30 protein-coding genes and 1 pseudogene are annotated in these 25714 nt (G+C 72.1%); 10 read left to right on the top strand and 21 right to left on the bottom strand.

Annotated features, from left to right (window positions below; all coding sequences use genetic code 11):
• The first annotated feature begins 3 nt into the window (after nucleotides 1-3).
• The 3 genes from H305_RS46310 to H305_RS0117225 all read left to right on the top strand — a co-directional run bounded on the left by H305_RS46310 (nucleotide 4) and on the right by H305_RS0117225 (nucleotide 4823).
• Entirely contained in the window at nucleotides 4-1203 is a 1200-nt protein-coding gene (locus H305_RS46310; protein WP_234020922.1) for an SPFH domain-containing protein, read from the top strand.
• Between the two features lie 208 nt (nucleotides 1204-1411).
• Nucleotides 1412-2965: an integrin alpha gene (locus H305_RS0117230; RefSeq protein WP_051370673.1), complete on the top strand. Its 1554-nt coding sequence runs from the start codon at nucleotides 1412-1414 to the stop codon at nucleotides 2963-2965.
• 391 nt (nucleotides 2966-3356) lie between these two features.
• Nucleotides 3357-4823 carry an FAD-binding protein gene (locus H305_RS0117225; protein WP_028801457.1) on the top strand — a complete coding sequence of 489 codons (1467 nt, stop codon included), beginning with the start codon at nucleotides 3357-3359 and terminating at the stop codon, nucleotides 4821-4823.
• A 67-nt stretch (nucleotides 4824-4890) separates the two neighbouring features.
• Here the strand turns inward: H305_RS0117225 and H305_RS0117220 are convergent, their stop codons facing one another.
• From H305_RS0117220 to H305_RS0117205, 4 genes are all read right to left on the bottom strand, one after another.
• Nucleotides 4891-5838: a TauD/TfdA dioxygenase family protein gene (locus H305_RS0117220; RefSeq protein ID WP_028801456.1), complete on the bottom strand. Its 948-nt coding sequence runs from the start codon at nucleotides 5836-5838 to the stop codon at nucleotides 4891-4893.
• 14 nt (nucleotides 5839-5852) lie between these two features.
• On the bottom strand, nucleotides 5853-6686 hold the full coding sequence (locus tag H305_RS46305) for a class I SAM-dependent methyltransferase (protein WP_051370672.1): 834 nt from the start codon (nucleotides 6684-6686) through the stop codon (nucleotides 5853-5855).
• A gap of 274 nt (nucleotides 6687-6960) precedes the next feature.
• Nucleotides 6961-7428 carry a peroxiredoxin gene (locus H305_RS0117210; protein WP_028801455.1) on the bottom strand — a complete coding sequence of 156 codons (468 nt, stop codon included), beginning with the start codon at nucleotides 7426-7428 and terminating at the stop codon, nucleotides 6961-6963.
• Nucleotides 7425-7805, bottom strand: coding sequence for a DoxX family protein (locus H305_RS0117205; protein ID WP_028801454.1), 381 nt, complete (start codon nucleotides 7803-7805; stop codon nucleotides 7425-7427). Before H305_RS0117205 ends, H305_RS0117210 begins: the two co-directional genes overlap by 4 nt.
• Nucleotides 7806-8292: 487 nt before the next feature.
• On the opposite strand from H305_RS0117205, the gene H305_RS50725 reads away from it, so the two are divergent.
• Nucleotides 8293-8466: a CsbD family protein gene (locus H305_RS50725; RefSeq protein ID WP_078629094.1), complete on the top strand. Its 174-nt coding sequence runs from the start codon at nucleotides 8293-8295 to the stop codon at nucleotides 8464-8466.
• A gap of 363 nt (nucleotides 8467-8829) precedes the next feature.
• Here the strand turns inward: H305_RS50725 and H305_RS46300 are convergent, their stop codons facing one another.
• From H305_RS46300 to H305_RS0117180, 4 genes are all read right to left on the bottom strand, one after another.
• Nucleotides 8830-9171 carry a hypothetical protein gene (locus H305_RS46300; protein ID WP_051370699.1) on the bottom strand — a complete coding sequence of 114 codons (342 nt, stop codon included), beginning with the start codon at nucleotides 9169-9171 and terminating at the stop codon, nucleotides 8830-8832.
• A gap of 226 nt (nucleotides 9172-9397) precedes the next feature.
• Nucleotides 9398-9754, bottom strand: coding sequence for a hypothetical protein (locus H305_RS46295; RefSeq protein ID WP_051370669.1), 357 nt, complete (start codon nucleotides 9752-9754; stop codon nucleotides 9398-9400).
• A 137-nt stretch (nucleotides 9755-9891) separates the two neighbouring features.
• Nucleotides 9892-10332, bottom strand: coding sequence for an ATP-binding protein (locus tag H305_RS0117185; RefSeq protein WP_028801453.1), 441 nt, complete (start codon nucleotides 10330-10332; stop codon nucleotides 9892-9894).
• A gap of 94 nt (nucleotides 10333-10426) precedes the next feature.
• Nucleotides 10427-10687: a WhiB family transcriptional regulator gene (locus tag H305_RS0117180; protein WP_028801452.1), complete on the bottom strand. Its 261-nt coding sequence runs from the start codon at nucleotides 10685-10687 to the stop codon at nucleotides 10427-10429.
• Between the two features lie 249 nt (nucleotides 10688-10936).
• Here H305_RS0117180 and H305_RS0117175 point away from each other — a divergent pair, with 249 nt between their 5' ends.
• The 3 genes from H305_RS0117175 (at nucleotide 10937) to H305_RS0117165 (ending at nucleotide 13074) form a co-directional block, all read left to right on the top strand.
• Entirely contained in the window at nucleotides 10937-11641 is a 705-nt protein-coding gene (locus H305_RS0117175; protein WP_028801451.1) for a GAF and ANTAR domain-containing protein, read from the top strand.
• 264 nt (nucleotides 11642-11905) lie between these two features.
• Nucleotides 11906-12316, top strand: a complete 411-nt coding sequence (locus H305_RS0117170; protein WP_078629093.1) for an ATP-binding protein — start codon at nucleotides 11906-11908, stop codon at nucleotides 12314-12316.
• Nucleotides 12317-12636: 320 nt separating this feature from the next.
• On the top strand, nucleotides 12637-13074 hold the full coding sequence (locus tag H305_RS0117165) for a MarR family winged helix-turn-helix transcriptional regulator (RefSeq protein WP_028801449.1): 438 nt from the start codon (nucleotides 12637-12639) through the stop codon (nucleotides 13072-13074).
• A gap of 34 nt (nucleotides 13075-13108) precedes the next feature.
• Here the strand turns inward: H305_RS0117165 and H305_RS0117160 are convergent, their stop codons facing one another.
• From H305_RS0117160 to H305_RS46285, 6 genes are all read right to left on the bottom strand, one after another.
• Nucleotides 13109-14893, bottom strand: a complete 1785-nt coding sequence (locus H305_RS0117160) for a PP2C family protein-serine/threonine phosphatase (protein WP_028801448.1) — start codon at nucleotides 14891-14893, stop codon at nucleotides 13109-13111.
• Nucleotides 14890-15963 carry an ATP-binding SpoIIE family protein phosphatase gene (locus H305_RS0117155; protein ID WP_028801447.1) on the bottom strand — a complete coding sequence of 358 codons (1074 nt, stop codon included), beginning with the start codon at nucleotides 15961-15963 and terminating at the stop codon, nucleotides 14890-14892. The genes H305_RS0117160 and H305_RS0117155 overlap by 4 nt, the downstream gene beginning before the upstream one ends.
• Entirely contained in the window at nucleotides 15960-16355 is a 396-nt protein-coding gene (locus tag H305_RS0117150) for an anti-sigma regulatory factor (RefSeq protein ID WP_051370697.1), read from the bottom strand. The genes H305_RS0117155 and H305_RS0117150 overlap by 4 nt, the downstream gene beginning before the upstream one ends.
• A 47-nt stretch (nucleotides 16356-16402) precedes the next feature.
• On the bottom strand, nucleotides 16403-16822 hold the full coding sequence (locus tag H305_RS46290) for an STAS domain-containing protein (protein WP_037764238.1): 420 nt from the start codon (nucleotides 16820-16822) through the stop codon (nucleotides 16403-16405).
• On the bottom strand, nucleotides 16819-17718 hold the full coding sequence (locus H305_RS0117140; RefSeq protein WP_028801445.1) for an STAS domain-containing protein: 900 nt from the start codon (nucleotides 17716-17718) through the stop codon (nucleotides 16819-16821). Before H305_RS0117140 ends, H305_RS46290 begins: the two co-directional genes overlap by 4 nt.
• Nucleotides 17719-17853: 135 nt before the next feature.
• Nucleotides 17854-19077 (bottom strand): PP2C family protein-serine/threonine phosphatase, encoded by a 1224-nt coding sequence (locus H305_RS46285; RefSeq protein ID WP_037764368.1) that lies wholly within the window; start codon nucleotides 19075-19077, stop codon nucleotides 17854-17856.
• Between the two features lie 197 nt (nucleotides 19078-19274).
• On the opposite strand from H305_RS46285, the gene H305_RS0117130 reads away from it, so the two are divergent.
• Nucleotides 19275-19706, top strand: a complete 432-nt coding sequence (locus H305_RS0117130; RefSeq protein WP_028801444.1) for a MarR family transcriptional regulator — start codon at nucleotides 19275-19277, stop codon at nucleotides 19704-19706.
• Between the two features lie 211 nt (nucleotides 19707-19917).
• On the opposite strand, the gene H305_RS0117125 is transcribed toward H305_RS0117130, so the two are convergent.
• Nucleotides 19918-20295, bottom strand: coding sequence for an STAS domain-containing protein (locus H305_RS0117125; RefSeq protein WP_037764235.1), 378 nt, complete (start codon nucleotides 20293-20295; stop codon nucleotides 19918-19920).
• Between the two features lie 119 nt (nucleotides 20296-20414).
• Between H305_RS0117125 and H305_RS46280 the strand changes: the two are divergent.
• Nucleotides 20415-20905, top strand: a pseudogene (locus tag H305_RS46280) (MarR family transcriptional regulator).
• On the opposite strand, the gene H305_RS46275 reads toward H305_RS46280, so the two are convergent.
• From H305_RS46275 to H305_RS0117105, 3 genes are all read right to left on the bottom strand, one after another.
• Complete coding sequence (locus H305_RS46275) at nucleotides 20861-21217, bottom strand: hypothetical protein (protein WP_051370668.1); 357 nt, start codon at nucleotides 21215-21217, stop codon at nucleotides 20861-20863. The pseudogene H305_RS46280 and the gene H305_RS46275 overlap by 45 nt on opposite strands.
• 102 nt (nucleotides 21218-21319) lie before the next feature.
• Nucleotides 21320-21781 carry an ArsI/CadI family heavy metal resistance metalloenzyme gene (locus H305_RS0117110; protein WP_028801442.1) on the bottom strand — a complete coding sequence of 154 codons (462 nt, stop codon included), beginning with the start codon at nucleotides 21779-21781 and terminating at the stop codon, nucleotides 21320-21322.
• 36 nt (nucleotides 21782-21817) lie between these two features.
• On the bottom strand, nucleotides 21818-23191 hold the full coding sequence (locus tag H305_RS0117105) for an NAD(P)-binding domain-containing protein (RefSeq protein ID WP_028801441.1): 1374 nt from the start codon (nucleotides 23189-23191) through the stop codon (nucleotides 21818-21820).
• A 172-nt stretch (nucleotides 23192-23363) separates the two neighbouring features.
• Between H305_RS0117105 and H305_RS0117100 the strand changes: the two genes are divergently transcribed.
• Nucleotides 23364-23738 (top strand): ArsR/SmtB family transcription factor, encoded by a 375-nt coding sequence (locus H305_RS0117100; RefSeq protein ID WP_028801440.1) that lies wholly within the window; start codon nucleotides 23364-23366, stop codon nucleotides 23736-23738.
• Between the two features lie 294 nt (nucleotides 23739-24032).
• Here H305_RS0117100 and H305_RS53430 read toward each other — a convergent pair whose 3' ends face one another.
• From H305_RS53430 to H305_RS0117085, 3 genes are read right to left on the bottom strand one after another with little or no spacing between them, the layout of a single operon-like run.
• Nucleotides 24033-24188: a hypothetical protein gene (locus H305_RS53430; protein ID WP_158690545.1), complete on the bottom strand. Its 156-nt coding sequence runs from the start codon at nucleotides 24186-24188 to the stop codon at nucleotides 24033-24035.
• Nucleotides 24185-24988, bottom strand: a complete 804-nt coding sequence (locus H305_RS0117090; protein ID WP_028801439.1) for an MIP/aquaporin family protein — start codon at nucleotides 24986-24988, stop codon at nucleotides 24185-24187. The genes H305_RS53430 and H305_RS0117090 overlap by 4 nt, the downstream gene beginning before the upstream one ends.
• Nucleotides 24989-25025: 37 nt before the next feature.
• Nucleotides 25026-25340, bottom strand: coding sequence for an ArsR/SmtB family transcription factor (locus H305_RS0117085; protein ID WP_028801438.1), 315 nt, complete (start codon nucleotides 25338-25340; stop codon nucleotides 25026-25028).
• Nucleotides 25341-25714 lie beyond the last annotated feature (374 nt).

Below are 25714 nucleotides of genomic sequence, written 5' to 3'. Positions count from 1 at the left end.
ACGATGTTCGGATACCGCGTTCCCGCTCCCGACCAGGCGATGCTGATCTCGGGAGGGAGGCGGGGACTCGGGGGAGCGCCGTTCCGGGTGGTGACGGGCCATGGCAAGTTCGTCCTGCCCGTCTTCCGCAAGACGCGCTTCCTCACGCTGTCGATGTGCGAGTCCGAGGTCACCGAGACCTGTGTCACCAAGCAGGGCATCTCCCTGCACGTCCGCGCCGTGATCGCGTTCAAGGTGGGCAACGACACCGAGAGCATCATCAACGCCGGACAGCGGTTCCTCTCCGACCAGGACCAGATGTCGGTGCTCACCGGGCGCATCTTCGCCGGTCATCTGCGCGCCATCATCGGCTCGATGACGGTGGAGGAGATCGTCACCGAACGGCAGAAGCTCGCCGCGGAGGTCCTGGACACCTCCAAGACCGAGATGGCGAAGATCGGGCTGATCGTCGACTCGCTGCAGATCCAGTCGATCGACGACGGCGACACCGGATACATCGACGCCATGTCCGCACCGCACAAGGCGGCGATCCAGCGGCAGGCCCAGATCGCCCAGGCCCAGGCCACCCAGGTGGCGGTCGAGGCCGAACAGGTCGCGGCGCGCAACCAGGCCGAGTACGCGCGGCAGACCGCCGTGGTGAAGGCGGAGTACTCGGCCGAGGTGGACCGGGCTCAGGCCCAGGCCGCCCAGGCGGGACCATTGGCGCAGGCCCACGCCCAGCAGGAGGTCCTCGCCGCGCAGACCGAACTGGCCCAGAAGCAGGCGGCGTTGCGGCAGCAGCAACTGGTGGCCGAGATCGTGAAGCCCGCCGAGGCCGAGGCCGAGCGGATCAGGGTGCTCGCCGTCGCCGACGCCGAGCGCATGAAGATCCAGGCCGAGGCCGCGGCCTCGCACGATCGCGTCGCGCTCGACCGGATGCTGATCGACCAGCTGCCGCAGATCGTCAAGGAGGCCGCGGGCGGGCTCGCCGGAGCCAACGTGAACGTCCTCAACGGCGCAGACGGCCTGGGCGAGATCGCGGCGGGACTGGTCGCCCAGGGGCTGACGATCCTGGACTCCGTCCGGCAGAACCTGAACGGCCAGAGTCCCGACACCCGCCCCGACAAGGCGGACGCCCCGCTCGCACTCCAGGGCTACACCCGCGCACCGGACGAGGACACCCAACAGGCCGGGCCGGACAACGGCCGGACCGGCCAGGCCTGAAGCGTCCGGGCGGGCTCACCACCCGCCCGGAAGTCCGCTTCGCGCAACACTTGTCACCGCTGTGTCACGGCCCCTGGGGGCACCACAACTCCCCGGGCACGTGTCCTGTCGAACCGGGCGTGAGTGAAAGGAACTTGGTCCTTTCACCATATTGACCACCAAGCCCGGCCTTTCGACCCGGCCGCGTCTTCATCACGGGGAGCAGGACATGACCAGCGCGCAGCGTGCGTCCGGCACGACGACCTCCACCACCGGCACCACGGGTGCCCGCCGCAGAAGGGGCACGGCCGCCCTGGCGGCCGCGTCCTTCCTGCTGCTCGCGGGCCTCGGTATCGCAGCCGCACCCGCCTCCTACGCGGGCACCCCCGGCGGCACCCAGGCCAACGACCGCAACTCCGACTTCGACGGCGACGGCTACGACGACGTCCTCATCGGCGCGCCGGAAGGCACCGTCGACGGCAAGAAGGGCGCCGGCTTCGTCACCGTCCAGTACGGGGCGGCCAACGGCATCGGTGCCGGCAACAGCGTCCCCCAGGCGCGTACCGCCGTCTTCAGCCAGTCCACCGTCGGCGTCCCCGGCACCTCGGAGACCTACGACTCCTTCGGTGCGGCCGTCGCCACCGGAGACCTCGACGGCGACGGCTACGACGACGCGGTCGTCGCGGCGCCCGGCGAGGACGTCGGATCCCTGGAGGACGCGGGCCGCGTGACGGTGCTGTACGGCTCCAGGAGCGGACTCGGCCCGGCCCGGAGCGTCACGTTCGCCTCCGCCGTCCCGGCGGCCGGAGCCCGCTTCGGTGCCGCCGTCACCGCCGCGCGGCTGACGGGGGACACGCCTGCCGACGTCGTCGCCGTACTCGACGGGCAGGGTGCGCAGTTGTTCACGTACAGCGGGGGCGCACTGCACCACACCGGCACGCTCGACACGACCGCGCACCCCGCCGGCCGGGCCGTCCGGCCCGCCTACGTGACCACGGGTGACTACGACCGCGACGGCTATGCCGACCTCGTCGTCTCCGGCTACAGCCCCGACGACGACTACACGCAGGGCTGGTCGGCGGTCTACTCGGGCGGCGAACACGGCCTGACCCACCTGCGCGACCTGCGTGGCGGCATCTCCACGGCCTCGGGCGACATCGACAGCGACGGCTACGACGACCTCGTCACCGGCCAGAACAGCAGCCCCGACGACGAGGCGGAGGGCCTGACCGGCGGACTCGTCGGTGTCTACCACGGCGGCGAGGACGGCCTCGAGGGCCAGGACGGACCCGGCAGCACCCCCCGGTGGTGGACCCAGAACTCGCCGGGGGTGCCGGGCACCGGAGAGCACGGCGACGCGTGGGGCACGGAGTTGTCCGTCGGCGACAGCGACGGCGACGGCTACGCGGACGTGGCCGTCGGCGCACCCGGCGAGGACATCGGCACCGTGTCGGACGCCGGCGCGGTGTGGCTGCTGCGCGGCTCGGCGGACGGCCTGACCGCGACGGGCGCGCAGTCCTTCGACCAGAACACCCCCGGCATCCCCGGCACCGCCGAGATGGACGACACGTGGGGTGCGCAGGTCCGGCTCGCCGACACGGACGCCGACGGCCGCAGCGAACTCCTGGCCGCCGCGCCCGGCGAGGACAGTGCGGACGGCGTGGTCTGGCACCTGCCCGCCGGCACCAAGGGCCTGGTGGCCGACGGTTCCTGGCTCTTCGGGGCGGGCGCGCTGGGCGCGCCGGGCGGTGACGCCCGCTTCGGTGCCGCCGTCGACGAGTGACCGTCGACCGTCACCTTGTACGACCACCGGCGCGTCGGCGCACGCCGTCGCCCGTGGCACGGTGAACCCGGCCGCCGTCGTCCGACGGCGGCCGGGAGCCGGGAACCCGGCGGCTTGCGCGCAAGGCGATCGCGAGCAGATCGGGGAGAGGCCGGCCGCGTCCGCGTGACACGGCCCGCGCGCGAACGCGGGCCATGTGCTCAGGTCCCGGTGGCGGGCAGGCTGCACCGGTGAGCCGGACGCGTCGCCCGGTCCGTGTCGGAGCGGGTGAGGCCGGGGCCCCGGGGACGGGAGCGGCACCCGCGACATCGTTTTCCCTTGGTCCAAGACCCAACTGCCTTATGATCGGCGGCAGTCGACCGCTGCATCCCGCCCGCCCCAGGAGGAGCGCGTGCCCCGGACCCCTTCGCGACGTACCGCACTGCACGGCCTCGCGGCCGCCGGAGCCGCGGTCATCGGATTCGACCCCTTCACCCGCAGTTGGGCGACCAGCGCGTCCGCCCGGCCGCTGACCGGCCTCCCGCCGCTGGACGGGAGCATCCACACCGACGACGCCTCGCTCGGGGCCGCCGCCGACGACTTCGGGCACATCGTCCACCGGCGTCCCGTCGCCGTCCTGCGACCGGGCTCGGTCCAGGACGTCGTCGCGATGATCCGCTTCTGCAACACGCACCGTGTCAAGGTCGCTCCCAGAGGCCAGGGCCACGCCACCCAGGGGCAGGCCCAGGCCGACCAGGGCCTGGTCGTCGAGACCACGCCGCTCGCGGACATCGGACCGGTCGGACCGGGCAGCAGGACGGTCACGGTCGGGGCGGGCGCCAAGTGGAGCGACGTCGCCAAGGCCACGCTCGCCCACGGACTCACACCGCCGACCTTCACCGACTACCTCGAACTCTCCGTCGGCGGCACTCTGTCGGTCGGTGGTCTGGGCGGCCAGACCCACCAGCAGGGCGCCCAGGTAGACAACGTCACCGAACTCCAGGTCGTCACCGGCGCGGGCGAGCTCGTACGGTGCTCCCCGACCCGCCACCGCGACCTGTTCCTCGCCGTGCTCGCGGGACTCGGCCAGTGCGCCGTCGTCGTCGGGGCCACCCTGCGTCTGGTCCGCGCACCCGAGACCGTGCGCCACTACCTCCTCCCGTACGACGACCTGCGGATCTTCCTCGACGACCAGCGACGGCTCGTCGAGGAGGGCCGCTTCGCCTACGTCGAGGGCCAGGTCACCCCCGACGCCGGCGGAGCCTTCCGCGGCTACCTCCTCGAAGCCGTCGCCTACGGCCCGCCCGTCGGGCCCGCCCCGGACGACGCCCGACTGCTGCGCGGGCTGCGCCACGACCCCTCGGGCGTGCAGAAGTCGGACCTCGCGTACTACGACTTCCTCGACCGGCTCGCGCCGAGCGTCGCCGCCCTGAAGGAGGCGGGCCTGTGGGCGTACGCCCACCCGTGGCTCAACCTGCTGCTGCCCGGCCGCACGGCCGCCGCCGTCGCCGGAGCCGTGCTGGACGACCTCACCCCCGAAGACCTCGGCCCGGGAGTCGTCCTCCTCTACCCGCTGCTGCGCGACCGGCTCGGCACTCCACTGCTGCGCATGCCCGACGACCCGGTGCCGTACCTGCTGGCCGTCCTGCGCACCACCCCGCCCGACGACACGGCCACCGTCGACCGTCTGCTCGCCGCCAATCGGGCCGCCTACGACACCGTCCACGCGGCCGGCGGCACCCACTACCCGGTCGGCTCAGTCCCCTTCGCACCCGCGGACTGGCGCGAGCACTTCGGGCCCGCCTGGCGCCGGCTGGCCACCGCCCGGCACACCTACGACCCGCGCGGCATCCTCGTACCGGGCCAGGGCATCTTCTGACGGAGCCACGTGCCGGAATGACGCCGGTCCCCCCGGATGCCCGCGGGCCGGCGCCCACGGGCACCGCTCACCAGCGCTGCGGCGCACTGCCCGCGACCGGTACGGACGGCTTGCCGTCCGTACCGACCGGGACGTCCCCGGCGAGCATCACGCGGTGCATGATCCGCGGATGGTCCACGTGCGCGGTGTCCCCGGGCGCCAGATGGATCGTGGCCCGGTTGTCCCAGAAGGCCACGCTGCCCGGCTCCCACCGGAACCGGACCGTGTACTCGGGCCGGGTGGCCTGCTCCAGCAGCATCTCCAGGATCGCTCCGCTCTCCGGCCGGGACAGCCCGAGGAGCTGCTCGACGTAGTAGCCGTTGACGGACAGGACCCGTTCGCCGGTCTCCGGGTGCACCCGCACCAGCGGGTGGTCGGAGGCGATCTGATGGTCCAGCAGATGGCGAACGTACGCGTCGTCCCCGGGTCGTGTCTGGTAGCCGACACCGAGCCGGTGCTCGGCGCGCAGCCCGTCGACGAACTCCCGCACCGGTGCCGACAGGCCCGCGTAGGCGACGGCCAGATTGGACCAGGTGGTGTCACCTCCGTACGGCGGCACGGTCTCGGCACGCAGGATCGTCGCGGCGGGCGGGTCGACCCGGGCACCGTGGTCGCAGTGCCAGCCCCGCAGGAGCGAATGGCGCCGCCGGCGCAGCCACTCCTCGTGACCCATGCCGTAACGCCCGCCCAGTTCCAGCCGGTCGGCGGTCGTCTCCACCTCGGGGAAGTCCTTCGGCGACGCGCTGCCGCGCGAACGGAGGCGGACCGGCTCGCCGAACCGCCGTGCGAACGCGATGTGGGAGGCGTGGTCGAGATGCTGGTCCCGGAAGAACACCACCTTCCACCGCAGCACCGCCTTCCGGATGCGGGCGACGACCGCGTCGTCCAACTCGCCGGCCAGGTCGACTCCGGTGACTTCGGCGCCGATGTGCCCGGCGACCGGCTTCACTTCGAGTCGCGTGACCTGGTCCGTCATGAGGGCTCCGTCGATCAGGTGGCCGATCCGTCGGGGTCCAGCATGACGCGTGGGCCCGTCGCCGGACAGGGCGCGTCGCGGTGGGTGACGCGGATCTTCGACTGACCGTGCGGCAGTTCCTCCCAGTCGGCCATGAAGCGACCGGCCAGACCGTGCTTCTCGGCCAGAGCCAGGAGGGTCTCGGTGCGGTAGTAGAAGTCCTCGCGCAGCACATGGTGCTCCTCGCCCTCGGTGCGATCGAAGGTGAAGTCGAACCAGCCGCCGGGGGCCAGCACCCTGCCGACGTGGGCGAAGCACTCCTCGATGACGGGGAGCGGGGAGTGGGAGAAGACGCTGTGCGCGTGTACCACGTCGAAGTGGGCGTCCGGCAGGAAGCCCAGCTTCAGGTCGCGCACCGGGGTGAGCGTGGGGAGCCGTTTCTGAAGCTCCATGCGCACCACCGTGTCCTGCGCGGCCAGCAGGATGTCGGGGGAGATGTCGATGCCGTAGTAGTGCCCGGGTTCCAGGTGCCTGATGAACCGCCAGCCCGCCCGCAGATTGCCGCAGCCGATCTCCAGCATCCGGTGCTCGGAGCGCAGGCCGTGGCCGAGCAGGTAGTCGAACTGCAGGGCGCCCAGGGCGAGCCACCGCTCGTGGCTGCGGCTGCCGACGGCCGCGTCCGGGTCGGCACGCGTGTCGGAGCGCATCACCGCGCGGTAGTACGAGATGTGGTCCGGCCAGCGGTGGCGCAGCCACGCGTCGCGGGCGGCACGGGCGAGATGACGGGGCACCCGCCCGGGGTGGCGCAGCGCGTAGGCGACGCGGTGCCCGAGGGCCGCGCGATTGACGGAGACGTTCTTGGCAGGCACGCGGGTGTGTCCTCCTCGTTCGGCACGCGCGCGGTGCCGGCACCGCGCGCCTCGCTGGTCTCGACCCCAGCTTCGGCCCTGCGCAGGCCCACCGCACGCGCTCGTCCGGTTCGTTGCCGGGCCCGCGCGGGTACGGTCGACGTCACCGCGCTGGACGCTGTGCGGCCGTACGGGGGACGCAGGGGCGCCGACGGGCAACGCCCTCCGGAGGAGGAACACCCGGGGAGGCGCGGGCGGTGACCGACGAACCGCCGCGCCGCCCGGAGCGCTCCGGTCAGCCCTGGTGGTCGCGCAGGACGGCGAGGGCGCGGTCGGCGTGCGCGCTCATCCTCAGCTCACTCCGGACGATCTCCAGGACCGTCCGGTCCTGCGCGATCACGAAAGTGGCCCGCTTCGTGGGGGCCAGGGAGAAGCCGCGCTTCACACCGAAGCGTTCGCGGACGACGCCCTCGGGGTCGGACAGCAGCGGGAACCCGAGCGTGTGCCGGTCGGCGAACTCCTGCTGCCGGTCGACGGGGTCACCGCTGATCCCGACGGGACTCGCTCCGGCGGCGGCGAACTCCGCGGCCAGGTCACGGAAATGACAGGCCTCGGCGGTGCAGCCCGGGGTGAGGGCGGCCGGGTAGAAGAACAGCACCACGGGTCCGTCGGAGAGGAGTTCCGACAGGCGCCGGTCCGCTCCGCTCTCGTCCGGCAGCGTGAAGTCCTCGACCGTGTCCCCGACGTTCATCCGGCCCGTCATGACTGCCCCTGCGCGTTCCGGGCGACGCCGCGCGCCCACAGGACCAGCGGCACCTGGAGCGGAAGGCGTGCCAGTGCCGCGGTCCGCTGCGGGGCGGGGCGGTCCCGCCAGTCGACGGCCATCTGTACGTTGGCGGGGAACACGCCGACGAAGAAGGCGGTGGCGGCCCGCGCGGCGGCGCGGCGCGTGCGGGGCGACACCAGACCGGCGGCCAGGGCCAGTTCGGCGACACCGCTCGCGTAGGTCCAGGTCCGCGGGGCGCCCGGCAGGGCCCGCGGGATGGTCTCGTCGAACTGGCGCGGAGAGACGAAATGGGCTACGCCCGCTGTGGCCAGCAGGCCGGCGAGCAGCAGGGGCGAGCGTTCCGACCGTGGCACGGTTCCTCCTCAGGGGGACACTGACGCGCGATATTACTGGACGGTAAGCGGAAGGGGGGTGCGGGGTGCACGCGCTTGCGAGGCGCGGACGACGCCCCCGTACGCTCCCTGCCTGCCCGCCTGCCCGCGCCTTCCTTCCTTCCTTCCTTCCGGTCGGTCGTCGACCTCGACGGCGCGACCGGCTCGACTCGCCGCGGACACACACCGGGCGCTCGGTCCGCACACAGGGTGTACGCGGTTGTGCGCAGGTGCCTCGTCTCACTCGCTGCCGACGGCCCGATCACATACAGAAAATGGAAGGGTGAACGGGTCCCGCCCACCATCCGCATTGGGGCGGGGCCCGCTCACCCGGGCATGTTCGGCACGGTGGTCACGACCGTGTGCGGGAATCCGCAGGAATTCACGGCCGATGGCGTTTGGAATTCCCTTTCACGGTGAGTCGTGGAAGTGGATCGCATTTGTCGACGCAGTGAGGATGTGAACTGCTGTGGCCAAGGACCAGAAGGCCAAAGCCAAGATGGAGCAGGCCAAGGGCAAGGCCAAGGAGACCGCTGGACGCGCGGTCGGCAACGAGCGGTTGACCGCCGAGGGCCGGACCGAGCAGGCGAAGGGTGACGCCCGGCAGGCCAAGGAAAAGACGAAGGACGTCTTCCGCCACTGAATTCGTCACGGGCGAGCGGTGCCGAATCAGGTGGCTACGCGCACTGAATCCGGTACCGAACGTAACGGAATCGGGTATTGGTGAACGAATGGCGTCCGAGCCGTTTTCACGGGGCCCGCAGCGCGAAGTCGCGGCGGGCCCCGTGGCGTGCGCGCGTGCGGCGGGCACCCCGTGGCCCGCGCGCACGGAAGACCTCGGTGGCGGCACGCGTCACGCACGCACGGTGATCCCCGCACGGGCCCGTGCACGTGCGGGGATCACCGGGAACGGCGGTGAGGACGCATGGCCGCACCCCGCGAGAGCCGGTTCGAGCGGCAGCGCCCCGCCGGGCCGGCGTCGGCGCTGCCGTGAGCCGCGTCGCCCTCAGGCTGTCAAAGCGTGCCGCGACGCGCTCGCGACGCCCGCTGCGCCGCGCGCCGTGGCCGCGGCCCGCACCGGATACGTGGTCTTGCCCGGATCCTCCAGCGGGTCCCCCAGCACGATCCGGCCGGCGGCGTGCAGCGCGTCGCAGTCGTCCGTGGGCAGCGCGACATGGCAGCCGCCCCGTCCGGCGCCGGTGGGGGAGGGCTGCCAATAGCCGTACCGGCGGCGGCCGTTGGTGTGCACGGTGAGGAACACCGGGAACCGCTGCTCCGTGATCAGCCGCAGGACCTCGGCACCACCGGCGCCCAGCGGCGCGTGCGGGCGGGAAAGCGCGCGGAGCATCGTCACCGGCCTCCGCTCAGGACTCGCGGCACGGCGCGGCGGTGCGGGGTGGGCGTCATCTCCATGCGGCCTTTCGACGGACGGGGCGGATCACCTGCCTCTGGGCGGTGACGTTCTCGCTGCTCAGCATTGTTCCTCAGGGCACTGACAATGCGGTCGGACCGTGCCCGTGGGCACCGCCCGGAGCCGCGGCCTGCCCTGCGCGAGGCGTGTGCGGCCGTTCCGCTCAGTGATCGTGGACCGCCGTCTCTTCCTGATGGGCCCGGGCCGCGAGCTCGCCCTGGACGAAGGGATCGTCGGCAGGGTCGTAGGTCCCCGCGTGGTCGGCCAGGGTCTCGGCGATCCGCTCCCACTCCTCGGCCACCGCGCGCGCGAGGAACGCGTCCTGGCCGATGAGCGAATCGTCCTCGGCCGCCTTCCTGGCGGCGACCAGCGCGTTCTTGGCCGCGTGATGTCCCATCCCCGTCGCCGTACGGCGTACCCGCGACCAGGCGGCGTGCTCCTGCTCGGAGGGATGTGCCCCGGCGTCGCCCGGGTCGCCGCCGGGAGCGGGGTCCGGTGTTCGGTCCTGCTGCAGGCTCACTGCTCCACCTCGTTCGCGTACCGGCGAGTGATGACTCCTCAGGCAGGCCCGTCTGCCCCCGCGAGCGGCACCGACACCTGTCAATGGATGAACGTCCCTGCGAGCGGTGGTCGCCCCGGGACCGCGGTCCGCGGCGTTCACCAGGGGAGGAAGGCGTGCACGTCCTTGCCGTCGGGCCGCGTCACCACGCTCACCTGGTCGCAGAGCGCGTGGACGAGATGCCAGCCGATGCCGCCGCCGCCCTCGGAGGGACGGAAGCGGCGCGGGGTCGGCGGGGTGCTGCTGCCGTCGCGCAACGTCACGTGCACGCCGTCGCGGGTGATGGTGGGGCGCATATGGAGCTCGAAGGGGCCGGGTGCGTACTGGATCGTGTTCGCGGCCAGTTCGGTCACCACGAGCAGGACGTCGTCCCAGTGCTCCGCCGCCGACGGCGGCGACGCCCGCGCGAGGTCGCGCAGAAAGCCCTCGGCGGCCAGGCGGGCGTCGGTCACGTTCTGCAGCCGACCCGCGAAGGTCATGGTGAGAGTCTCGATCTCCGCACCCGACCGGTTCTTGTCCCGACTGGGTTCGATTTCCATCGCGCCTTCCCGGATCTCGTCGGCCGGATTCCGTACTGCTTCGCGGTGTGGGGCCCGCGGGCGCGGACCGGGACCGGCCTCCCGTCGCCCGCCTCTACGCCGTGGCGTCCCGGGATCGCCGACGGGCCTCGCGCCGCGCCAGTGCTCGCCGTTCGGCCTCGCTCGTGCCGCCCCAGATGCCGATGGCCTGGCCCGTGTCGAGCGCCCAGCGCAGGCACGCGTCACGTACGGGGCAGGCCCGGCAGACGGCCTTCGCCTCCTCGATCTGCAACAGGGCGGGGCCCGTGTGGCCGATGGGGAAGAACAGGTCGGGGTCGACGGATCGGCACGCAGCGGATTCTCGCCAGTCGCTCATGGGACCTCCTTGATCGCGAGGGGCGTGTTTCATGGGTTCGTCCCTTCTCGGGTCACCCTTGATCGCCCGGGTGAAACAGGCGAGGTGCGAACGGACTCCGGTGGAGCGGCCACGGCCCCGGGATCGAGCCCCCGCGACCCGGCACGGGAGAGGCCGAAAACGTGGGTCCGGCACGATGCGTGCGGCCGGGTGGCAAGATGGAACCCCAGGTGAACGCGGGCGGCGTTCCGACGGATGAGCAGGTGGGACATGGCGCACGAGTCCGGCGAAGTGTGGCAGGAGTTCGCCGTCGCCCTGGCGGACATGGCACGTGATCTGCTGGCTCAGGATTCGGTCCAGGCGACCTTGGACCGGATCGTCGAGCACGCGACCGTACTGATCAACGGATGCGACGAGGCCGGCATCCTCACGGTGCGCCGGGGCGAGGTGAGTGCCCTGGCGGCGACCAGCGACGTGGTGCGCATGGCGGACCGGATCCAGCAGGATCTGCGCGAGGGGCCGTGCTTCGACGCCGTCACCGACCGGCAGCAGCTCTACGCCATCGAGGACCTGCGCCAGCCGCACGAGCGGTGGTCGAGTTTCGCGCCCGAGTTGAGGAAGCTGGGCATGGGCAGCATGATGGGCTTCCTGCTCTTCACGGACGAGGACGAGCTCGGCGCGCTGAACGTGTACTCCCACGTGCCGCGCACCTTCGACGAGTCGGCCCAGACCGCCGGCTGGGTACTCGCCTCCCACGCGGCCGTCGCCTTCTCGGCAGCCCGCACCCACCAGCAGCTCGGGCACGCCCTGGAGACCCGTCACGAGATCGGCGAGGCCATGGGCATCCTCATGGAGCGGCACGGCCTGAGCGAGGACGACGCCTTCAAGGTCCTGAAGAAGGCCTCGCAGGACCACAACATCAAGCTGCGCGAGATCGCCCGCCGTATCTGCGAGACGGGCGAGAAACCCACGTAGCCGGTGCCGGGACCGGGTGAGGAGACGCCGCCCGCCCGGTCCGGCGGGGGCGCCCGCCCGGCCTTGGGGCACCGTTCGCGGGGCGCCCCGGATCCTGCCGCGCGGTGCCCAGGTGTGACCGGGATGTGAAGGTGGGTGATCTCATGACATGGGCTTGCCGGGGCCGGGAAGGAGGGCTGCAGCCCGCTCGGCACGTCGGCCGGACACCGGGTGGCGTCGCGTGCACGCGGTGCACGACATCGACACGGCGAGGGAGGCCGAGGCATGACGACCGTCGAACCGCTCCCTGACTCCGGCTCGGTCTGCGATGCCAGGCTGGAGCGCGAGCCACAGGCGGCGGAACGGGCACGACGCATGGTGCGGACCTTCGTCGGCGGGCTGCCGGGGCACGTGCCGCGGGACGTCGTCGAGGCGATCACGCTGGTGGTGTCGGAACTGGTGACCAACGCAGTACGGCACGCGCGCGGCCGCTGGTGCAGCGTCGCCCTCCAGGACATGGGGTACGGGATCGGCATATCCGTCTCCGACGAGGACCCCTCGCCACCCCGTCCGCGCCGCGTGGACTACACGGGGCAGGGCGGCTTCGGCTGGCCCATGGTGCGGCGTCTGTCCGCCGAACTGACCGTGAACTTCCGCCCGGACGGCAAGACCGTCCGTGCCGTCGTGCCCTTCTGAGAACCCGAGGACGAAGCATCATTCGCGATCCAGCAGCGACACTCGCCGTGACGGAGTCCTCCGTCGGCCGGGAGCGTGCCGCGAACCGGCCCCGGGGGAGCGCGTGATGACCCGTGGCGGATGACGGGGACGTACAGCACGCCGTGGAGCCGGGAGACCACCGTCGTCCGGAGCCCGGCAGCCGTGCGGACGCGGGCGGTCGTCCGGAGCCCGGGAGCCGACGCTACGCGGGCAGTGACCCGGAGCCGGGGAGTCGGCACGTAGCGGGCCGTCGCCCGGAGCCCGGCAGCCCTCTGGAACCGGGAAGCCGCCCGGAAGCCGTGGCGGGCCGGATCGCCGACGCCGTGGAGGCCCTCGTCCAACTGTGGACCTCCTCGGGCGAGATGGTCACCCCCCGGCTGTCCGCACACCAGTTGAAGGCACTGAAGGCCGTCGGGGCCCGCTCCGAACTCAACCTCACCGAACTGGCCGACACGGTCGGCATCGCGCTGCCCGCCGCGAGCCGGCTGTGCGATCGCCTGGAGGCCGCGGGTCTGGTGCAGCGCGTCCCGCATCCGCACAACCGGCGCGCTCTGCAACTCCTGCTCACGCCACAGGGCGGCAGGCTCCTCACGGAGATCGGTGAGCGCAGGACGCTGAGCCTGTCCGCCGTCCTGGCGGCCATGAGCCCCGTCCAACGGGCCGCGCTGGACGAGGGGTTGCGGGCGTTCCATGACGCCCGCCGCTCTCCCGGCGCCGGCTGCGGGGCGGACGAGTAGAGCCGATCAGGAGCTCGCCCGTCCCCTCGTACGGTCAGGCCCTCGCACGATCGGCGCAGGCCTCGCGCGTCCGGTCCACCGCGGACGCGGCGACCGACGACCCGCCGATGTGGCACAGGAGCAGACAGACGTCGTCGTCCCGCTGGGAGTCGTACAGCATCGGATCCAGGATGCGGTCGGCCGCTCGCTCCAGACGGTGTTCCAGGTCGGAGGTGCGCTGGGCCGCGAGTGTGTCGGCCAGGCGCCGGATGCCCGGGTCGATGCCCTGGGCCCGGCGCTCCACCAGACCGTCCGTGTAGAGGGCGAGCGTCGACCCCGGCGGCATGTGTTCCGTGTGGTCGCGGATGTCCTGGTGCAGCGGTATGCCCAGCATCGCGCCCGGCTTGGCGTCCAGGACCCGCACCCGGCCGTCCGGGCCGCGCAGCACCGGCGGCGGATGTCCGGCGGCGGCCCAGGTGACGGCCGTCTCGTCGGGATGGAAGCGGGCGATGACCGCGGTCGCGTACAGGTCGGGCTGCAGGTGGTGCAGGAACGAGTGCAGTTGGGTGAGCAGTCGGCCCGGTGTGCCTCCGGCGACCGCGTAGGCGCGCAGCGCGGTGCGCAACTGGCTCATCATGACGGCCGCGTGCAGGCCATGGCCGGTGACGTCGCCCATGACCGCCACCAGGCCCCCGTCGGGCTGCCGGAAGGCGTCGTACCAGTCACCGCCGATGTTCAGGCCGTGGGTGGCGGGGAGGTACCGCGCCGCGAGGCTGAGGCCGGGGGTGGTCGGCAGGTCGGTGAGAAGGGCGCGTTGCAGCGTCTCCGCGATGTCCCGGCTGTGCTCGAAGCGCTGGGCGTGGTCTATCGCGATGCCGGCCCGGCGGGCGAGTTCGACGAGCATGGTGACGTCGTCGGAGTTCCACCGCTCCTGCGGCGACGTCAGCGTCACCACCCCCAGGGGCGCGGTGCGGGCCGACAGCGGGATGCACAGCAGGGACTGCGTCGGGTGCAGCGCCGAGGGCGGATGGTCGTCCACGCCGGGCAGACCGCCCGGGTGGTCGGCGGCGTACTGGGGGCGGCCGGTGCGCGCGGCGGCGACGGCGGCCGCGGGGTGGGGGTCCTGCTTGTGGCCCGTGCTCTCCTCGGTGAAGAGCCACACCTCGGCGCTCTGGGCGTAGGTGGGGACCAGGAGTTCCGGCAGGCGGTGCAGGATCTCCTCGTGGTTGAGCGAGGCGGTGAGGTCCGCGCTGGCGTCGGCGAGGAACGTCAGTCTGTGCCGGGCGCTCTCCGCCTCCGTACGGGCCTCGCGTTCGGCGGCGAAGAGCTCGCGCTGCACCCGCCCGGCCGCGTCGAGTTCCGCGTGCAGCGCCAGGACGCCCTGGTTGGTCTGGTGCAGTTCCTCCCGGTGGAAGGCGACCAGTTCCTCCTGCTCGGAGAGCTTGTCCAGGACCAGCGAGGTGTCCTCGTCGGCGCTGAGCAGGGCATCGGCCAGGACCGTGCGGCCGCCGGGCAGTTGTGCCGGGATAGCGCCGCTGCCACCGTCCGGGAGGCGGACCGAGGTCTGCCAACCCGGCTTGTCCGCCGAGCCGTTCGCCTCCTGCTGACGGACGACGGCCGTGAGCCGCCCGTCGCGCCCCCCGGCCGTGGGCGCCGTGGTCCGCAGCGTCAACCGCCAGCTGCCGCCCTTGACTAGGCACTGACGCAGCTGCGCGCTGAGGGCGGTGACGAGGCGCGTGCGGTCGAGGAGGGAGAGGCCGTGGGCGGCGGCGAGCCGGGCCGTGGCGACGCGAGCCCGGGCCGCGTCGTCGACCGTGGTGATCTGCCAGGTCTGCGTCATGTCTGAGGGTCCAGTGAGGTGGGGTTCAGCACGGCCACGGTGGTGTCGTCCCGCGTGGGGCGGGCCGCACTGCTCGAATCGCGCACGATCACGGCTGCGGACACGGCGGGGTCCATGGAGGCGAGGGCGGCGGCGGGTGGGGGAGCCCAGCGGCTGGGCAGACCGTCGCTGTGCAGGACGAGCACGCTGTCGGAGGTCCAGGGAGTCCGGGAGCCGGGCAGCCGGGCCGGACGATGCGCGCCCACGATTCCGGGGTGCGACAGCAGCGGCCGCCAGGTGCCGTCGGCACCCAGCCGGGCGCCGACGTTGCCGATGCCGGCGAAGTCCAGCTGCCCGGCGGCGAGATCGAGCCGGGCCACCGCGATCGCTGCTCCCCGGGTGTCGCGCAGCGCGCCGTGCAACTCCCCGAGCAGGTCCTGCGGTGACAGGTGCGCACGCTGGCGCAGGAGTCGTACGGCCGCGTCGGAGGCTTCCGCTGCGGCGGGGCCGTGGCCGAGCCCGTCGGCCAGCAGCAGGGTCACGAAGTCGCCGGAGCGTGTGCAGGCCCAGGCGTCGCCGGAGTGCTCGGCCGCCCGCAGCGGGATGTTGACGCCGCCCGCCCGCACCGGCGACCCCGCCGCGGGGACACGTCCGGGATGCTGTTCCCCGCGGGCCGCGTGGACACGGGCCACCGCCACCGTGCCCTGCCCCCGCACCGTGTGCACGCCGAAGCTGTCGGCGACACGACGGCAGGTGCCGAGTCCGGCGCCCAGCGAGGCCGTCGTCGAATACCCGTCGCGCAGCGCCGCCGCGAGGTCGGCCATGCCCGGTCCGTGGTCGAGCGCCACGATCTGGAGCGCGGGTCCCTGCTCGTCGCCGGAGACAGCGAGGTCGGCCACCGGGGTGTCGATCAGGATCTGCCCACCGCCCGCGTGCTTGAGCAGGTTGGTGGCGAGTTCCGTGGCGACGAGCGCGGCCACGGCCGTACGGGCCTGGCCCAGTCCGGCGTGGCCGGACGCGGCCTCGGCGGCCACCCGGACGTCGCGGACCCGGGTGGAGTCGTGGACGGGGACGTCCCACACACGCGTCATCGGCCCTCCTGGCGCGGGTGGGGCGGACCGCCGACCCAGCAGATCACCGTGACGGCGGTGCCGTCGCCGGGACGGCTGTCGATGGAGAACTCGTGGACCAGGCGCCGGGCTCCGCCCAGTCCCAGCCCCAGGCCCCCGCCGGAGGTGTAACCGTCGCTGAGCGCTCGCTGGATGTCGGTGATCCCGGGCCCCTCGTCCCTGAACGTCAGACGCAGGCCGCGAGAGATCCCGCTCGTCAGGGCGGTGGACTCGACGTGGCCTCCTCCGCCGTGCACCAGGGTGTTGCGGGCGAGTTCGCTCGCCGCGGTGACCAGCTTCGTCTGCTCGACGAGGCCGAATCCGAGCTGGGCCGCTGCCTGGCGTACGTGCTGGCGCACCCACGCGAGATCCATGTCCGAGTGGATCGGCAGGCAGGCGGTGACGGAGCCGGAGGTTTCCGTCACGGGCTCTCCCGGCGTACTGGACTGTGGTGGACCGGCGTGGACGCCGGGTCGAGCATCAGCATGGCCTGCTCGGCATCGAGCGCGGTGCGCAGACCGGGCAGGGTCAGGCCCAGCTCGACCAGGGTGATGGCGACGGCGGGCCGCATGCCCGCGACGACCGTCCGCGCCGCGAGCAGTTTCGCCTGGGCCGCGATCTCCGCGAACACACGGCCCAGGAACGAGTCGACGATCTCGACGCCGGAGATGTCGATGACGACGCCGGTGACGGAACTGGCCTCGACGGCTTCGCCGATGTCCTGCTGGAGTTGTTCGGCGGCGCGGTCGTGCAACTCGCCCTGAAGCGTGACCAGCAGGATGCCGCCGAGTTTGAGCACGGGCACATGGGTGCCCGGGGAGCCGTGGATCGGGCCGGTCATCGCGCGCTCGTACCGGTGTGGTTCCTGTCCACGACCACGCTGCCCTGCTCGTGCAGCGCGTACGCGAGGGCATCGGCGAGGCTGGCCCGGGTGATGACCGAACCGAGGTCGATGCCGAGGTGGACGATGGTCTGGGCGATGGCGGGGCGGATGCCCGACACGATGCACTCGGCTCCCATGAGGCGGGCTGCCGCCACGGTCTTCATCAGGTGCTGGGCGACGAGGGAGTCCACGGTCGGCACCCCGGTGATGTCCAGGATGGCGAACCGGGCCTGCTGGCCGACGACGGCGTCGAGGAGGCTCTCCATCACCACCTGGCTGCGTGCGCTGTCCAGGGTGCCGATCAGCGGGACGGCGACGACGCCGTCCCAGAGTTTGATGACGGGGGTGGCCACCTCCAGCAGTTGGAGGCGCTGCCGGTCGATGAGTTCCTGCCCCGCGTTGAGCGCCGTCTCCAGGACGACCAGCCGCAGGGTTCCCATCAGGGCGGTGAGGGTGACCGAACACTCCTCGGCCCGGCCGGAGGGCGAGCCGTCGAGTTCGGAGCGCAGGAGCTCGGCGACCGGCGCCCGCAGCGCGGCCACCTCGTCGGCGATCTGGGTGGAACCGGCTCCCGTGCGGGTGCGCGACGCCACCATGCGTCCGAGCTGGTCGCGCACGGCGAGGAAGCCCGCCGCCCCCAGGTTCTCGACCTGGTCCGCCACGGCCACCGCGGCCAGCGCCTCCACCACGACCCGGCAGGCCTCCACGGCCTCGTCCCGGGACATCGTGAAGACGGTGCGGAACAGCGTCTCGTCGGCCCAGCGCTGGGCGATCTGCTCGCGTCGGCGACGCAGGAACTCCCCCACCTCCTGTGCCGACGAATTCCGCTCTCCCGCTGCCTCGTGGTCCGCCACCTGCTCGTCTCCTTCGGATGTGTGTACGCCTGTCGGTGCCGGGACAACTGCCACGGCGTGATCTATTGTCGTGCGACAACTGTAGCCACGGCCCGCGGGCGCGGACGACACCCGCTCGGCTCGTGGAGATCGTCTTCAGGCGGAGGGGGCTCCGGTGTCCCGCCCGGGGCCGTTCTCCGGGCCCGCTTCCCCGGCCGGCGGGCGACCGTGCCAGTCCAGGCACACCACCAGGGCGTCGTCCTCCGGCTTGGGTCTGCCGCGATGCCCCGACAGCTCGCGCAGGACGGCGCGCGGCACCTCGGTGGCGGGCAGCAGTCTCGTGGAGGTGATCGCCTTGGCCAGCGCGTTCTCCCCGTACTTCTCGCCGCCCGGCCCCGTGACCGCGTACACGCCGTCACTGACGAACAGCAGTCGGTCGCCGGGTTCCACCTCGAACTCCTGCACGATGTAGTCGGTCTCCTCGAACATGCCCAGAGGCAGCTGCGCCTCGAAGTCGACCCGCTCGACGGTCCTGCCGCGCAGCCGCACCATCTGGGGCGAGCCCGCGTCGATGACCCGCATGCGTCCCGTGGCCAGGTCGAAGTCGAGCATGAGGACCGACAGGTACGAGGAGCCACGGTACTGGGCGTAGATCGCCTGGTCGGCCAGGGCCGCCTGGTCGTGGAGGGGGATGCCCGCGCGCCGGGCGTTGCGCAGCGCGTTGATGCCCAGATTGGTCAGCAGCGAGGCCTCGATGCCCTCGCCCATTCCGTTGGTGATGTAGAGCAGCAGACGGTCGGCGCTGGACGACCAGTCGAAGTTGTCGCCGAAGATCGCGTACGCGGGCTCCAGCTGGGCGCCGAGTTCGTACTCGGGCCGCGAGCAGGAACGCCCCGGGAGCAGCTGCCACTGCATCTCGGCCGCCAGCGTCAGCCGGTCCTTGCGGCGCGCCTGGAGGTACAGGTCGGTGTCCCGTTCGGCCACGAGCACCTCGTGAGCGAGGACTTCCGCGATGTCGGCTAGCTCGGCCAGCGTGTCGGTGTCGCAGGCCTCCAGGGGCAGCATGACGGACAGGACGCCGAGCCGGTCGCCGCGCACCGTCACCGGGAGGTGCACCTGGCGGCGGTCGCCGCTGTACGGTTCGACGAAGGTCTCCTGGGCGCCGAAGGCCCGGCCCTGTGGGCTGCTGTGCACTCCCACGGGTTCGAGTGTGTGCGGCAGGACGGAGACGGGCTGGAGCACGGTGAGTCCGTAGTCGGCCATGAAGAGTTCGACGGTCTCGGCCGCGTAATGACGACACAGCACGGTACGGACCGCGTCCAGCAACTGGTGGGGTGCCGCCGTGCGCAATGCCCGTTCCGCGGCCACGAATCTGTTCACGATGTCGGATATGCCATTCTTCGACTGGTGCGATGCCTGGTCCACGCTCATGGGGAGCGGCTCGGTCTCTGATGGGTACCGCTGTCTATTGTTTGGTCGTGTGGGAGCCTTTGCGGGCTGACAGCGCGCATGAAGACTGGGAGAGTGAGACGGTGACATCCTCCGGCCCGCGTCCGCAGCCCAGCGAGGTGGCTCGTGTGACCTCCGAGGCGGCCGAACTGCTGGAGATTCTCTGGGGCCGCGCCTCGACGGCCCCTGTCTCGGCTTCCCAACTGCGCGTGCTGTTCATCCTGGAGCACAACGAGGGAATCAACCTGCGGACGCTCGCCGACGCGCTCGGCTCCACTCCGCCCTCGACGAGCAGGCTCTGCGACCGGCTCCAGGCGGTGGGATACGTCGACCGGAGACCCAGTTCCACCAGCCGCCGTGAACTGCGCCTCTTCCTCAGTCCTCGGGGCACCTCGTTCCTCGAGGAGCTGCGGACACGTCGCGAGCGGGCCTTGGAGGCCGTGCTGGCGCAGATGCCCGCGGCCAAGCGGAAGGCGCTCCTGGAGGGGCTGGAGGCTTTCTGCACCGCCGCGGCGGCGCAGATGCACGAGGACGACACGATGGACGCCCGTACGGCCTGACCGGCACGGTCGCGGCAGGTGGGCGCCGGCGTGTTCCGGTCCCTGCGTGGCTGTCGTCCCGAGTGGGCAGCCGGGTTCACCCACTGCAATGTCTCAGATCCTTTCCGCACTCCGACATCGATCACTTTGTTGCCTCACGGCTACAGTTGTCAAATGACAACTATTGACCCCGAAAGGGCGACGGTTCACCGTTGTCGGTGAGCCGGTGGTGCTAGCGGGGCGTGGCGTCCTCGGCCGCGAGAGCCAGTGCGGCGTCCACGCTGTCCGAGGACGCGATCGCCAGGTGGACGCCGGTCAGGTCGAGGACGCGCCGGACGGCCGGTGCGGGCGAGACGAGGCGTACGGTCCCGCCCGCCAGCCGGGTCTCCTCGTGGGCCTTGAGTAGGGCGTTGATGCCGGACGAGTCCATGAACGGGACCGCGGCCAGGTCGATCAGCAGATGCCGACGCCCGGCGCGGACCTGTTCGGACAGACGATGACGAAGTTCGGGGGCGGTCTCGACGTCCAGGTCCCCCTCGACGATGACCAGGGCGATGCCCTCCCGGGGCAGCGTCACGTCGATGGACACGGGAGCTGGTTCGGCCGGCACGGTTCCCTCCAATGGACACTGACCCGTCGGAATCCTTCCGGCGTGCGGGACGCCGGCGAGCACATCCCCGGGTACCCCTCGAAATGCGGTGCACACCCGGATCTTTCGCGCACGACGGGTTGCGGAGGGTTGCCTGCTCTGGACCCGCGCCTTCCCGACACCCTGGCCGGGTGCGGCGCCTCATCCGGCGGCGGCTGCGCGGCGGCATGACGGCCGCGCGGCTGCGCGGTGCCGAGGTCGAACCGCTGCGGCTGGTCGCCGCCCGTCCCGGCGTCGGTGTGTCGGAAGCGGCCAAGTAGCTCCATCTCGCGGGCAATTGCGTCTCGACGCTGGTCACCAGCGGGACGGCGGTCCGCGCCGCGAGACGGACCCGGCCGACGGGCGCGCCGCGTGCCTGCCGCCCGCACCGGCAGCCGAAGCGCGGCTGCGCGACTGGCGCGAGCGCCGGGCGGCACTCGTGCGGCGCCAGGTGGACCGCCTGGACGACGCCGAGCGCGGAATTCGTCCGAACCCCGCTACTCGTATCCGCCGGGCGGCGGTGTGGGCGGCGGTTCGGCAGGGCGGGTCACTCCAGGGCCCTGAGGGCAGCCTCGACGACCGCCATCAGTGACGTCCGGCCGGGCTGGACGGCACCCATGACCCGCAGGCCGTGCATCGTCACGACGCGATACCGGGCCACGTCCCCGGCATCGCGCGTGTTTGGCAGGTGCCCATCCGCCTGAGCCTCCGCGATGACCGCGGAAGGTGCGCCCTCCAACGAGGCTGTTGTCGGGCGCACCTGGGCGGCTGCCTCCTGGTCGCGGGCGATGCGCTCCGCGGCGGCGCCGACGATCAGGCAGGCTCGTCGGCCGCCGTCACCGACGAGCTCGTCCACCGTGGCGACCAGGACTTCACGCAGCGGCTCACGGGCCGGCGCACGCACACCCCGGGCTGCAGCACCCGGTTCTTGTGCAGCCACGTCACCGCGTGGTCGAACGGTGCCACCGGCCCCTCGGCGTGTGTCCACGCCCGCCTGTTTCTACGGTCAGCAGCAGCCTGCCGCTGAGGCCGCCGCCTCGTCCGGGGCGCTCTCGCCCGGCCCGGTGCAGCAGGTGCTGCCCTGCTGCTTGGCAAGGGAGTCGGCGTCGGCCTTCACGACGTACACCTCCCAGGGTTCCTGTCCCGGGCCATGGACCCAGACCTTGTCCTGGAGGGCGTAACAGCAGGTGGTGTCGTTCTCCTCGACGGTGGCCATCCCGGCTTCGGCGAGCCGGGTGGTGGCCGCGTGCACTGCCTCGGTCGTCTCGACCTCGACGCCGAGGTGGTCCATGCGGGTGTCCTCTCCCTGGGCACCTTCGACGAGGACGAGCTTGAGCGGGGGCTCGGCGATGGCGAAGTTGGCGTAGCCGTCGCGGAGTTTGGCGGGCTCGGTGCCGAACAGCTTGGTGTAGAAGGCGATGGACGCGGCGAGGTCGGGGACGCGGAGGGCGAGCTGGATGCGGGACATGGCGAGCCTCCTGCTGGTGATGGGTGGGACGGTGGATCAGCAGCCGCCGGGCTGAGCCGGGGCGCCGATGCCGATCTGGAGGGTGGTCGGGGCCGCGCAGCAGCCTCCGCCGTCGCTGCCCTGCGCGGCGGAGGGGTCGTCGAACAGGCCGGCGCCGCCGCAGACCCCGGTCTCCGGCAGGGTCAGCTCGACCCGCTCGGCGGCCTCCCGGTCTCCGGCGAGTGATGCGGCGATGGAGCGGACCTGCTCGTAGCCGGTCATCGCCAGGAACGTGGGGGCGCGGCCGTAGGACTTCATACCGACCAGGTAGACGTCCTTCTCCGGGTGGGACAGCTCGTTGACCCCGTGCGGGTAGACGGTGCCGCAGGAGTGTTGGTTGGGGTCGATGAGCGGTGCCAGCTCGGTGGGTGCCTGGAGGCGCTCGTCCAGGCCGAGGCGGAGCTCGGACAGGAAGGCCAGCTCGGGGCGGAAGCCGGTGAGGACGATGATCTCGTCGACCGGGTCGAGGCGGTGGCCGTCTTCGCCGACGAGCACCAGGCGTCCGTCGGTGTCGCGCTCGACGGCGTCGGTGCGGAAGCCGGTGACCGCGTCGGCGTGGCCCTGCTCGACGGCGGCCTTGGCGGCGAGGCCGAGAGCACCGCGGGCGGGGAGCTGGTCGGCTTCGCCGCCGCCGAAGGTGGAGCCGGAGATGCCCCGGCGCAGGATCCACACGCCCTTGGTGCCGGTGCCGTCGTCGGACTTGGCGAGGTCGGCGAGGTAGGCCAGCGCGGTGAACGCGGATGCGCCGGAGCCGATGACCGCGGTGCGCTTGCCCGCGTACCGGGCCCGCACGACCGGGTCCTTGAGGTTGGGCACGCGGTAGGTGATCCGGTCGGACGCGGCCTTCTCGCCGAGGGCGGGCAAGCCGCTGCCGCCGGCGGGGCTCGGTGTGGTCCAGGTGCCGGAGGCGTCGATCACCGCGCGGGCGAACAGCCGCTCCTCGCGGCCGTTCGCGTGGGCGACGTGGACGACGAACGGCTGGTCCTCGCGGTCGGCGTCCACGATCCGGTCCCGGCCTGCACGGGAGACGCCGGTGACAGTGGCGCCGAAGCGCACCTGCTCGCCCAGGACGTCCGCGAGCGGCTGGAGGTACTGCTCGGCCCAGTCCCCGCCCGAAGGGTAGGTGGCGGCATCCGGCTTCACCCATCCTGTCGGGGCGAGCAGCTTCTCGGCGGCCGGGTCGGTGACCTCGCCCCAGGTGGAGAACAGCCGGACGTGTGCCCAGTCGCGCACTGCGGCTCCAGCGAGCGGCCCGGCTTCCAGCACCAGCGGGGTGAGCCCGCGGTCGACCAGGTGGGCGGCGGCAGCGAGTCCGGCGGGGCCGGCTCCGATCACGACGACGGGCAGATCGGTGGTGACAGGCGCGTTCACGGTCGACTCCTCGGTAATTCGACATCCGTCGATGGCTTGCAACGTCAGCATGACGCCTGATTCGACAAACGTCAACATAGACGGTTATCTAATCAGCTCACTCGGCGAGGCGCGTTCGAGTAGCCGACCCCAGCCCTCGCCGGGCTGTTTCGATGTATGTCAACATAGATGCATGTCGAATATGGAGTTGTTGCCGCTGTCGGAGCCCGCGGACCAGACTGTGGAGCCGTGCTGCCCGCCGCTTACCGAGCGCCCGTTCACCGCGGAAGAGGCCGAGACGGCCGCACGGATGTTCAAAGCTCTCGGTGACCCGGTGCGACTCCGTCTGTTCTCCGCAGTGGCCTCGCGCGAGGGTGGCGAGGCCTGCGTGTGCGACATCTCCGACGTCGGGGTCTCCCAGCCGACGGTCTCCCACCACCTGAAGAAACTCAAGGAGGCCGGCCTGCTCACCTCTCAGCGGCGCGGCACCTGGGTCTACTACCGAGTCGAGCCCTCCGTACTGGCCTCGATGGGCAAGCTGCTGAGCATCACCCCGGCAGCCGCCTGACCACGGTCAGGGCCCCCAGACCACGGCCTGCCCGCTCGGACGCGCACAAGTGACGCGGTGTCGCAGCCTTCGCCGCGGTGCCGCGGCTCGTCGACCGCCCTCGTCCCGTCGACGGCGAGGTGGCCGCGCCGGCGGCGGAGCCGGAGCGGTGCGAGACGAGACAGGGCGGGGCGGAAGCCGGTGCACCGGATGATCGCGTCGGCCTCCGCGCGCGTACCGACGGCCCACTCGACGCCCCCCGGGACCAGGCGGGAGAACGTCGGGCTCGCCTTGAGCAGGCCACGGTCGCGGGCTTCATGAACCGGCGGGACAGCGACGACGTCGCCCGGCGCCCGGTGCGGCTCGGGCGTCGAGGATGACGGACTCGATGCCCGGTCGGCACAGGTGGTAGCCGGCGGCGAGCCCGGCCCGGCCGTCGCCGGTCACCGCGACCTGGACGGTCCGCGTCATCCGGCGGGCTGCTCGGCCTCGCTCCGGCCGGGCATGAAGATGAGGGCCACCAGCGCCAGCCCCACCACGGCACCGACGAGTTGCACGCCGATGAACCCGGGGACCGAGGCGGGGGCGATGCCCGCGAAGGTGTCGGTGAAGGCTCGGCCGATCGTCACCGCCGGGTTGGCGAAGGAAGTGGACGAGGTGAACCAGTAGGCGGCGCCGATGTACGAGGCGACCGCGACGGGCGCGAAGCGCAGCCGGTCGGTGCGGGCCAGCCCGAAGATCAGCAGGATGAGTCCGGCCGTCGCGACGATCTCACCCAGCAGCAGGTGCCCGGCGGAACGGTCGTGGGTGGACCACTTCACCAGCGCCTCGCCGAACATCGCGTCGGCCAGAACAGCGCCCGCGATCGCGCCGGTTATCTGAGCGGGGACGTAGACGGCCGCCTCGCGCAGGGTGACCCCGGCTCCCCCGCGGCGGGCGGTCCACCGCTCGGCCAGGGTGACGACCGGGTTGAAATGCGCGCCGGAGACCGGGCCGAGCAGGGCGATCAGGACGCCGAGGCCGAAGACGGTGGCGATGGAGTTGGCGAGCAGCTGCAGGCCGACGTCCTTCGTCAGCTCGGTGGCCTGGATGCCGGAGCCGACCACGATCGCCACCAGGGCGGCGGTGCCGACCAGTTCGGCTGCGGCCTTGGCGATCAGCGGGGGCGCCTGGGGCGCAGTGGCGCCCGGGGCGGGCTGCGGCACCCCGGCGGCGGGGGCTGTCGCGGATCCCTCGACGCGAGGGTGCTCGGTGGCCTCGGTGGCGGTCAACAGGACTCCTCGGTGCAGGTCTCCGCAGGGGCGGAGATCAGGGGCAGGACCGCTTGACGTTGTTCTCGGCGGTGGCGCGCGCGGTCTCCGCCAGATCGGCGAACTGGCCCGCAAGGGAGGCGATGACGTCCGGCTTGAGCCGGTAGTAGGTGAACCGGCCGCACGGCTCGGTGTCCACGATCCCGGCCTCGCGCAGCACCTTCAGATGGTTGGAGAGGTTGGTCTGCTTGGCCCCCGTCTCCTGGATCAGGTGCGTACTGCAGAGCGTTTCCCCGGCGAGCAGGGTGACGATCTGCAGCCGGAGCGGGTCGGCGAGAACCCGCATCAGATCAGTGTCGACTGACGTCATCATGGACTGATACTCTCACATCAATCTGGGCTGATACCAGCCTGGAGTGATGCTTGGGATCCGCGTCCCGGCACAGGTGGGGACCCGTGCCCCGAAAGGGGTTTGCCATGACCGCATCTCACCCCCTGTGCTGCCGGATGAACGTCTCGCGGCAGGCATTTCCGCTCCTGCCCTCCGCTACCGTGGGCGCTTCTCGCCCGAGACCATCCAGTGCCTGGTCATCCTCCTGCGAGCGCCTCGCCGAGCACGCGAGCGCCCGTACCCACCCGGTCGTGCCGGCCGAACATCGCCGCCGACAGGCTCGACGCACTCGCACATGTCCAGGGGGCACCCGGTGTCGGCCTGCCCCCGTCCCGCACCATCCGCTCGACACGCTC

Origin of the sequence: Streptomyces sp. 142MFCol3.1 (assembly GCF_000424945.1) — a bacterium.
Lineage (GTDB): Bacteria > Actinomycetota > Actinomycetes > Streptomycetales > Streptomycetaceae > Streptomyces > Streptomyces siamensis.
The sequence above is the reverse complement of the archived record's forward strand: the minus strand, read 5'-3'. Positions and strand labels throughout refer to the sequence as shown.

What these genes read in the sequence shown, in the direction of transcription:
- H305_RS46310 (WP_234020922.1), top strand. Translation starts at nt 4, where the DNA reads ATGTTCGGATACCGCGTTCCCGCTCCCGACCAGGCGATGCTGATCTCG.
- H305_RS0117230 (WP_051370673.1), top strand. Translation starts at nt 1,412, where the DNA reads ATGACCAGCGCGCAGCGTGCGTCCGGCACGACGACCTCCACCACCGGC.
- H305_RS0117220 (WP_028801456.1), bottom strand. Translation starts at nt 5,838, where the DNA reads ATGACGGACCAGGTCACGCGACTCGAAGTGAAGCCGGTCGCCGGGCAC.
- H305_RS0117210 (WP_028801455.1), bottom strand. Translation starts at nt 7,428, where the DNA reads ATGACGGGCCGGATGAACGTCGGGGACACGGTCGAGGACTTCACGCTG.
- H305_RS46300 (WP_051370699.1), bottom strand. Translation starts at nt 9,171, where the DNA reads ATGCTCCGCGCGCTTTCCCGCCCGCACGCGCCGCTGGGCGCCGGTGGT.
- H305_RS0117185 (WP_028801453.1), bottom strand. Translation starts at nt 10,332, where the DNA reads ATGGAAATCGAACCCAGTCGGGACAAGAACCGGTCGGGTGCGGAGATC.
- H305_RS0117180 (WP_028801452.1), bottom strand. Translation starts at nt 10,687, where the DNA reads ATGAGCGACTGGCGAGAATCCGCTGCGTGCCGATCCGTCGACCCCGAC.
- H305_RS0117175 (WP_028801451.1), top strand. Translation starts at nt 10,937, where the DNA reads ATGGCGCACGAGTCCGGCGAAGTGTGGCAGGAGTTCGCCGTCGCCCTG.
- H305_RS0117170 (WP_078629093.1), top strand. Translation starts at nt 11,906, where the DNA reads ATGACGACCGTCGAACCGCTCCCTGACTCCGGCTCGGTCTGCGATGCC.
- H305_RS0117160 (WP_028801448.1), bottom strand. Translation starts at nt 14,893, where the DNA reads ATGACGCAGACCTGGCAGATCACCACGGTCGACGACGCGGCCCGGGCT.
- H305_RS0117155 (WP_028801447.1), bottom strand. Translation starts at nt 15,963, where the DNA reads ATGACGCGTGTGTGGGACGTCCCCGTCCACGACTCCACCCGGGTCCGC.
- H305_RS0117150 (WP_051370697.1), bottom strand. Translation starts at nt 16,355, where the DNA reads ATGGATCTCGCGTGGGTGCGCCAGCACGTACGCCAGGCAGCGGCCCAG.
- H305_RS46290 (WP_037764238.1), bottom strand. Translation starts at nt 16,822, where the DNA reads ATGACCGGCCCGATCCACGGCTCCCCGGGCACCCATGTGCCCGTGCTC.
- H305_RS0117110 (WP_028801442.1), bottom strand. Translation starts at nt 21,781, where the DNA reads ATGTCCCGCATCCAGCTCGCCCTCCGCGTCCCCGACCTCGCCGCGTCC.
- H305_RS0117100 (WP_028801440.1), top strand. Translation starts at nt 23,364, where the DNA reads ATGTCGAATATGGAGTTGTTGCCGCTGTCGGAGCCCGCGGACCAGACT.
- H305_RS53430 (WP_158690545.1), bottom strand. Translation starts at nt 24,188, where the DNA reads ATGACGCGGACCGTCCAGGTCGCGGTGACCGGCGACGGCCGGGCCGGG.
- H305_RS0117085 (WP_028801438.1), bottom strand. Translation starts at nt 25,340, where the DNA reads ATGATGACGTCAGTCGACACTGATCTGATGCGGGTTCTCGCCGACCCG.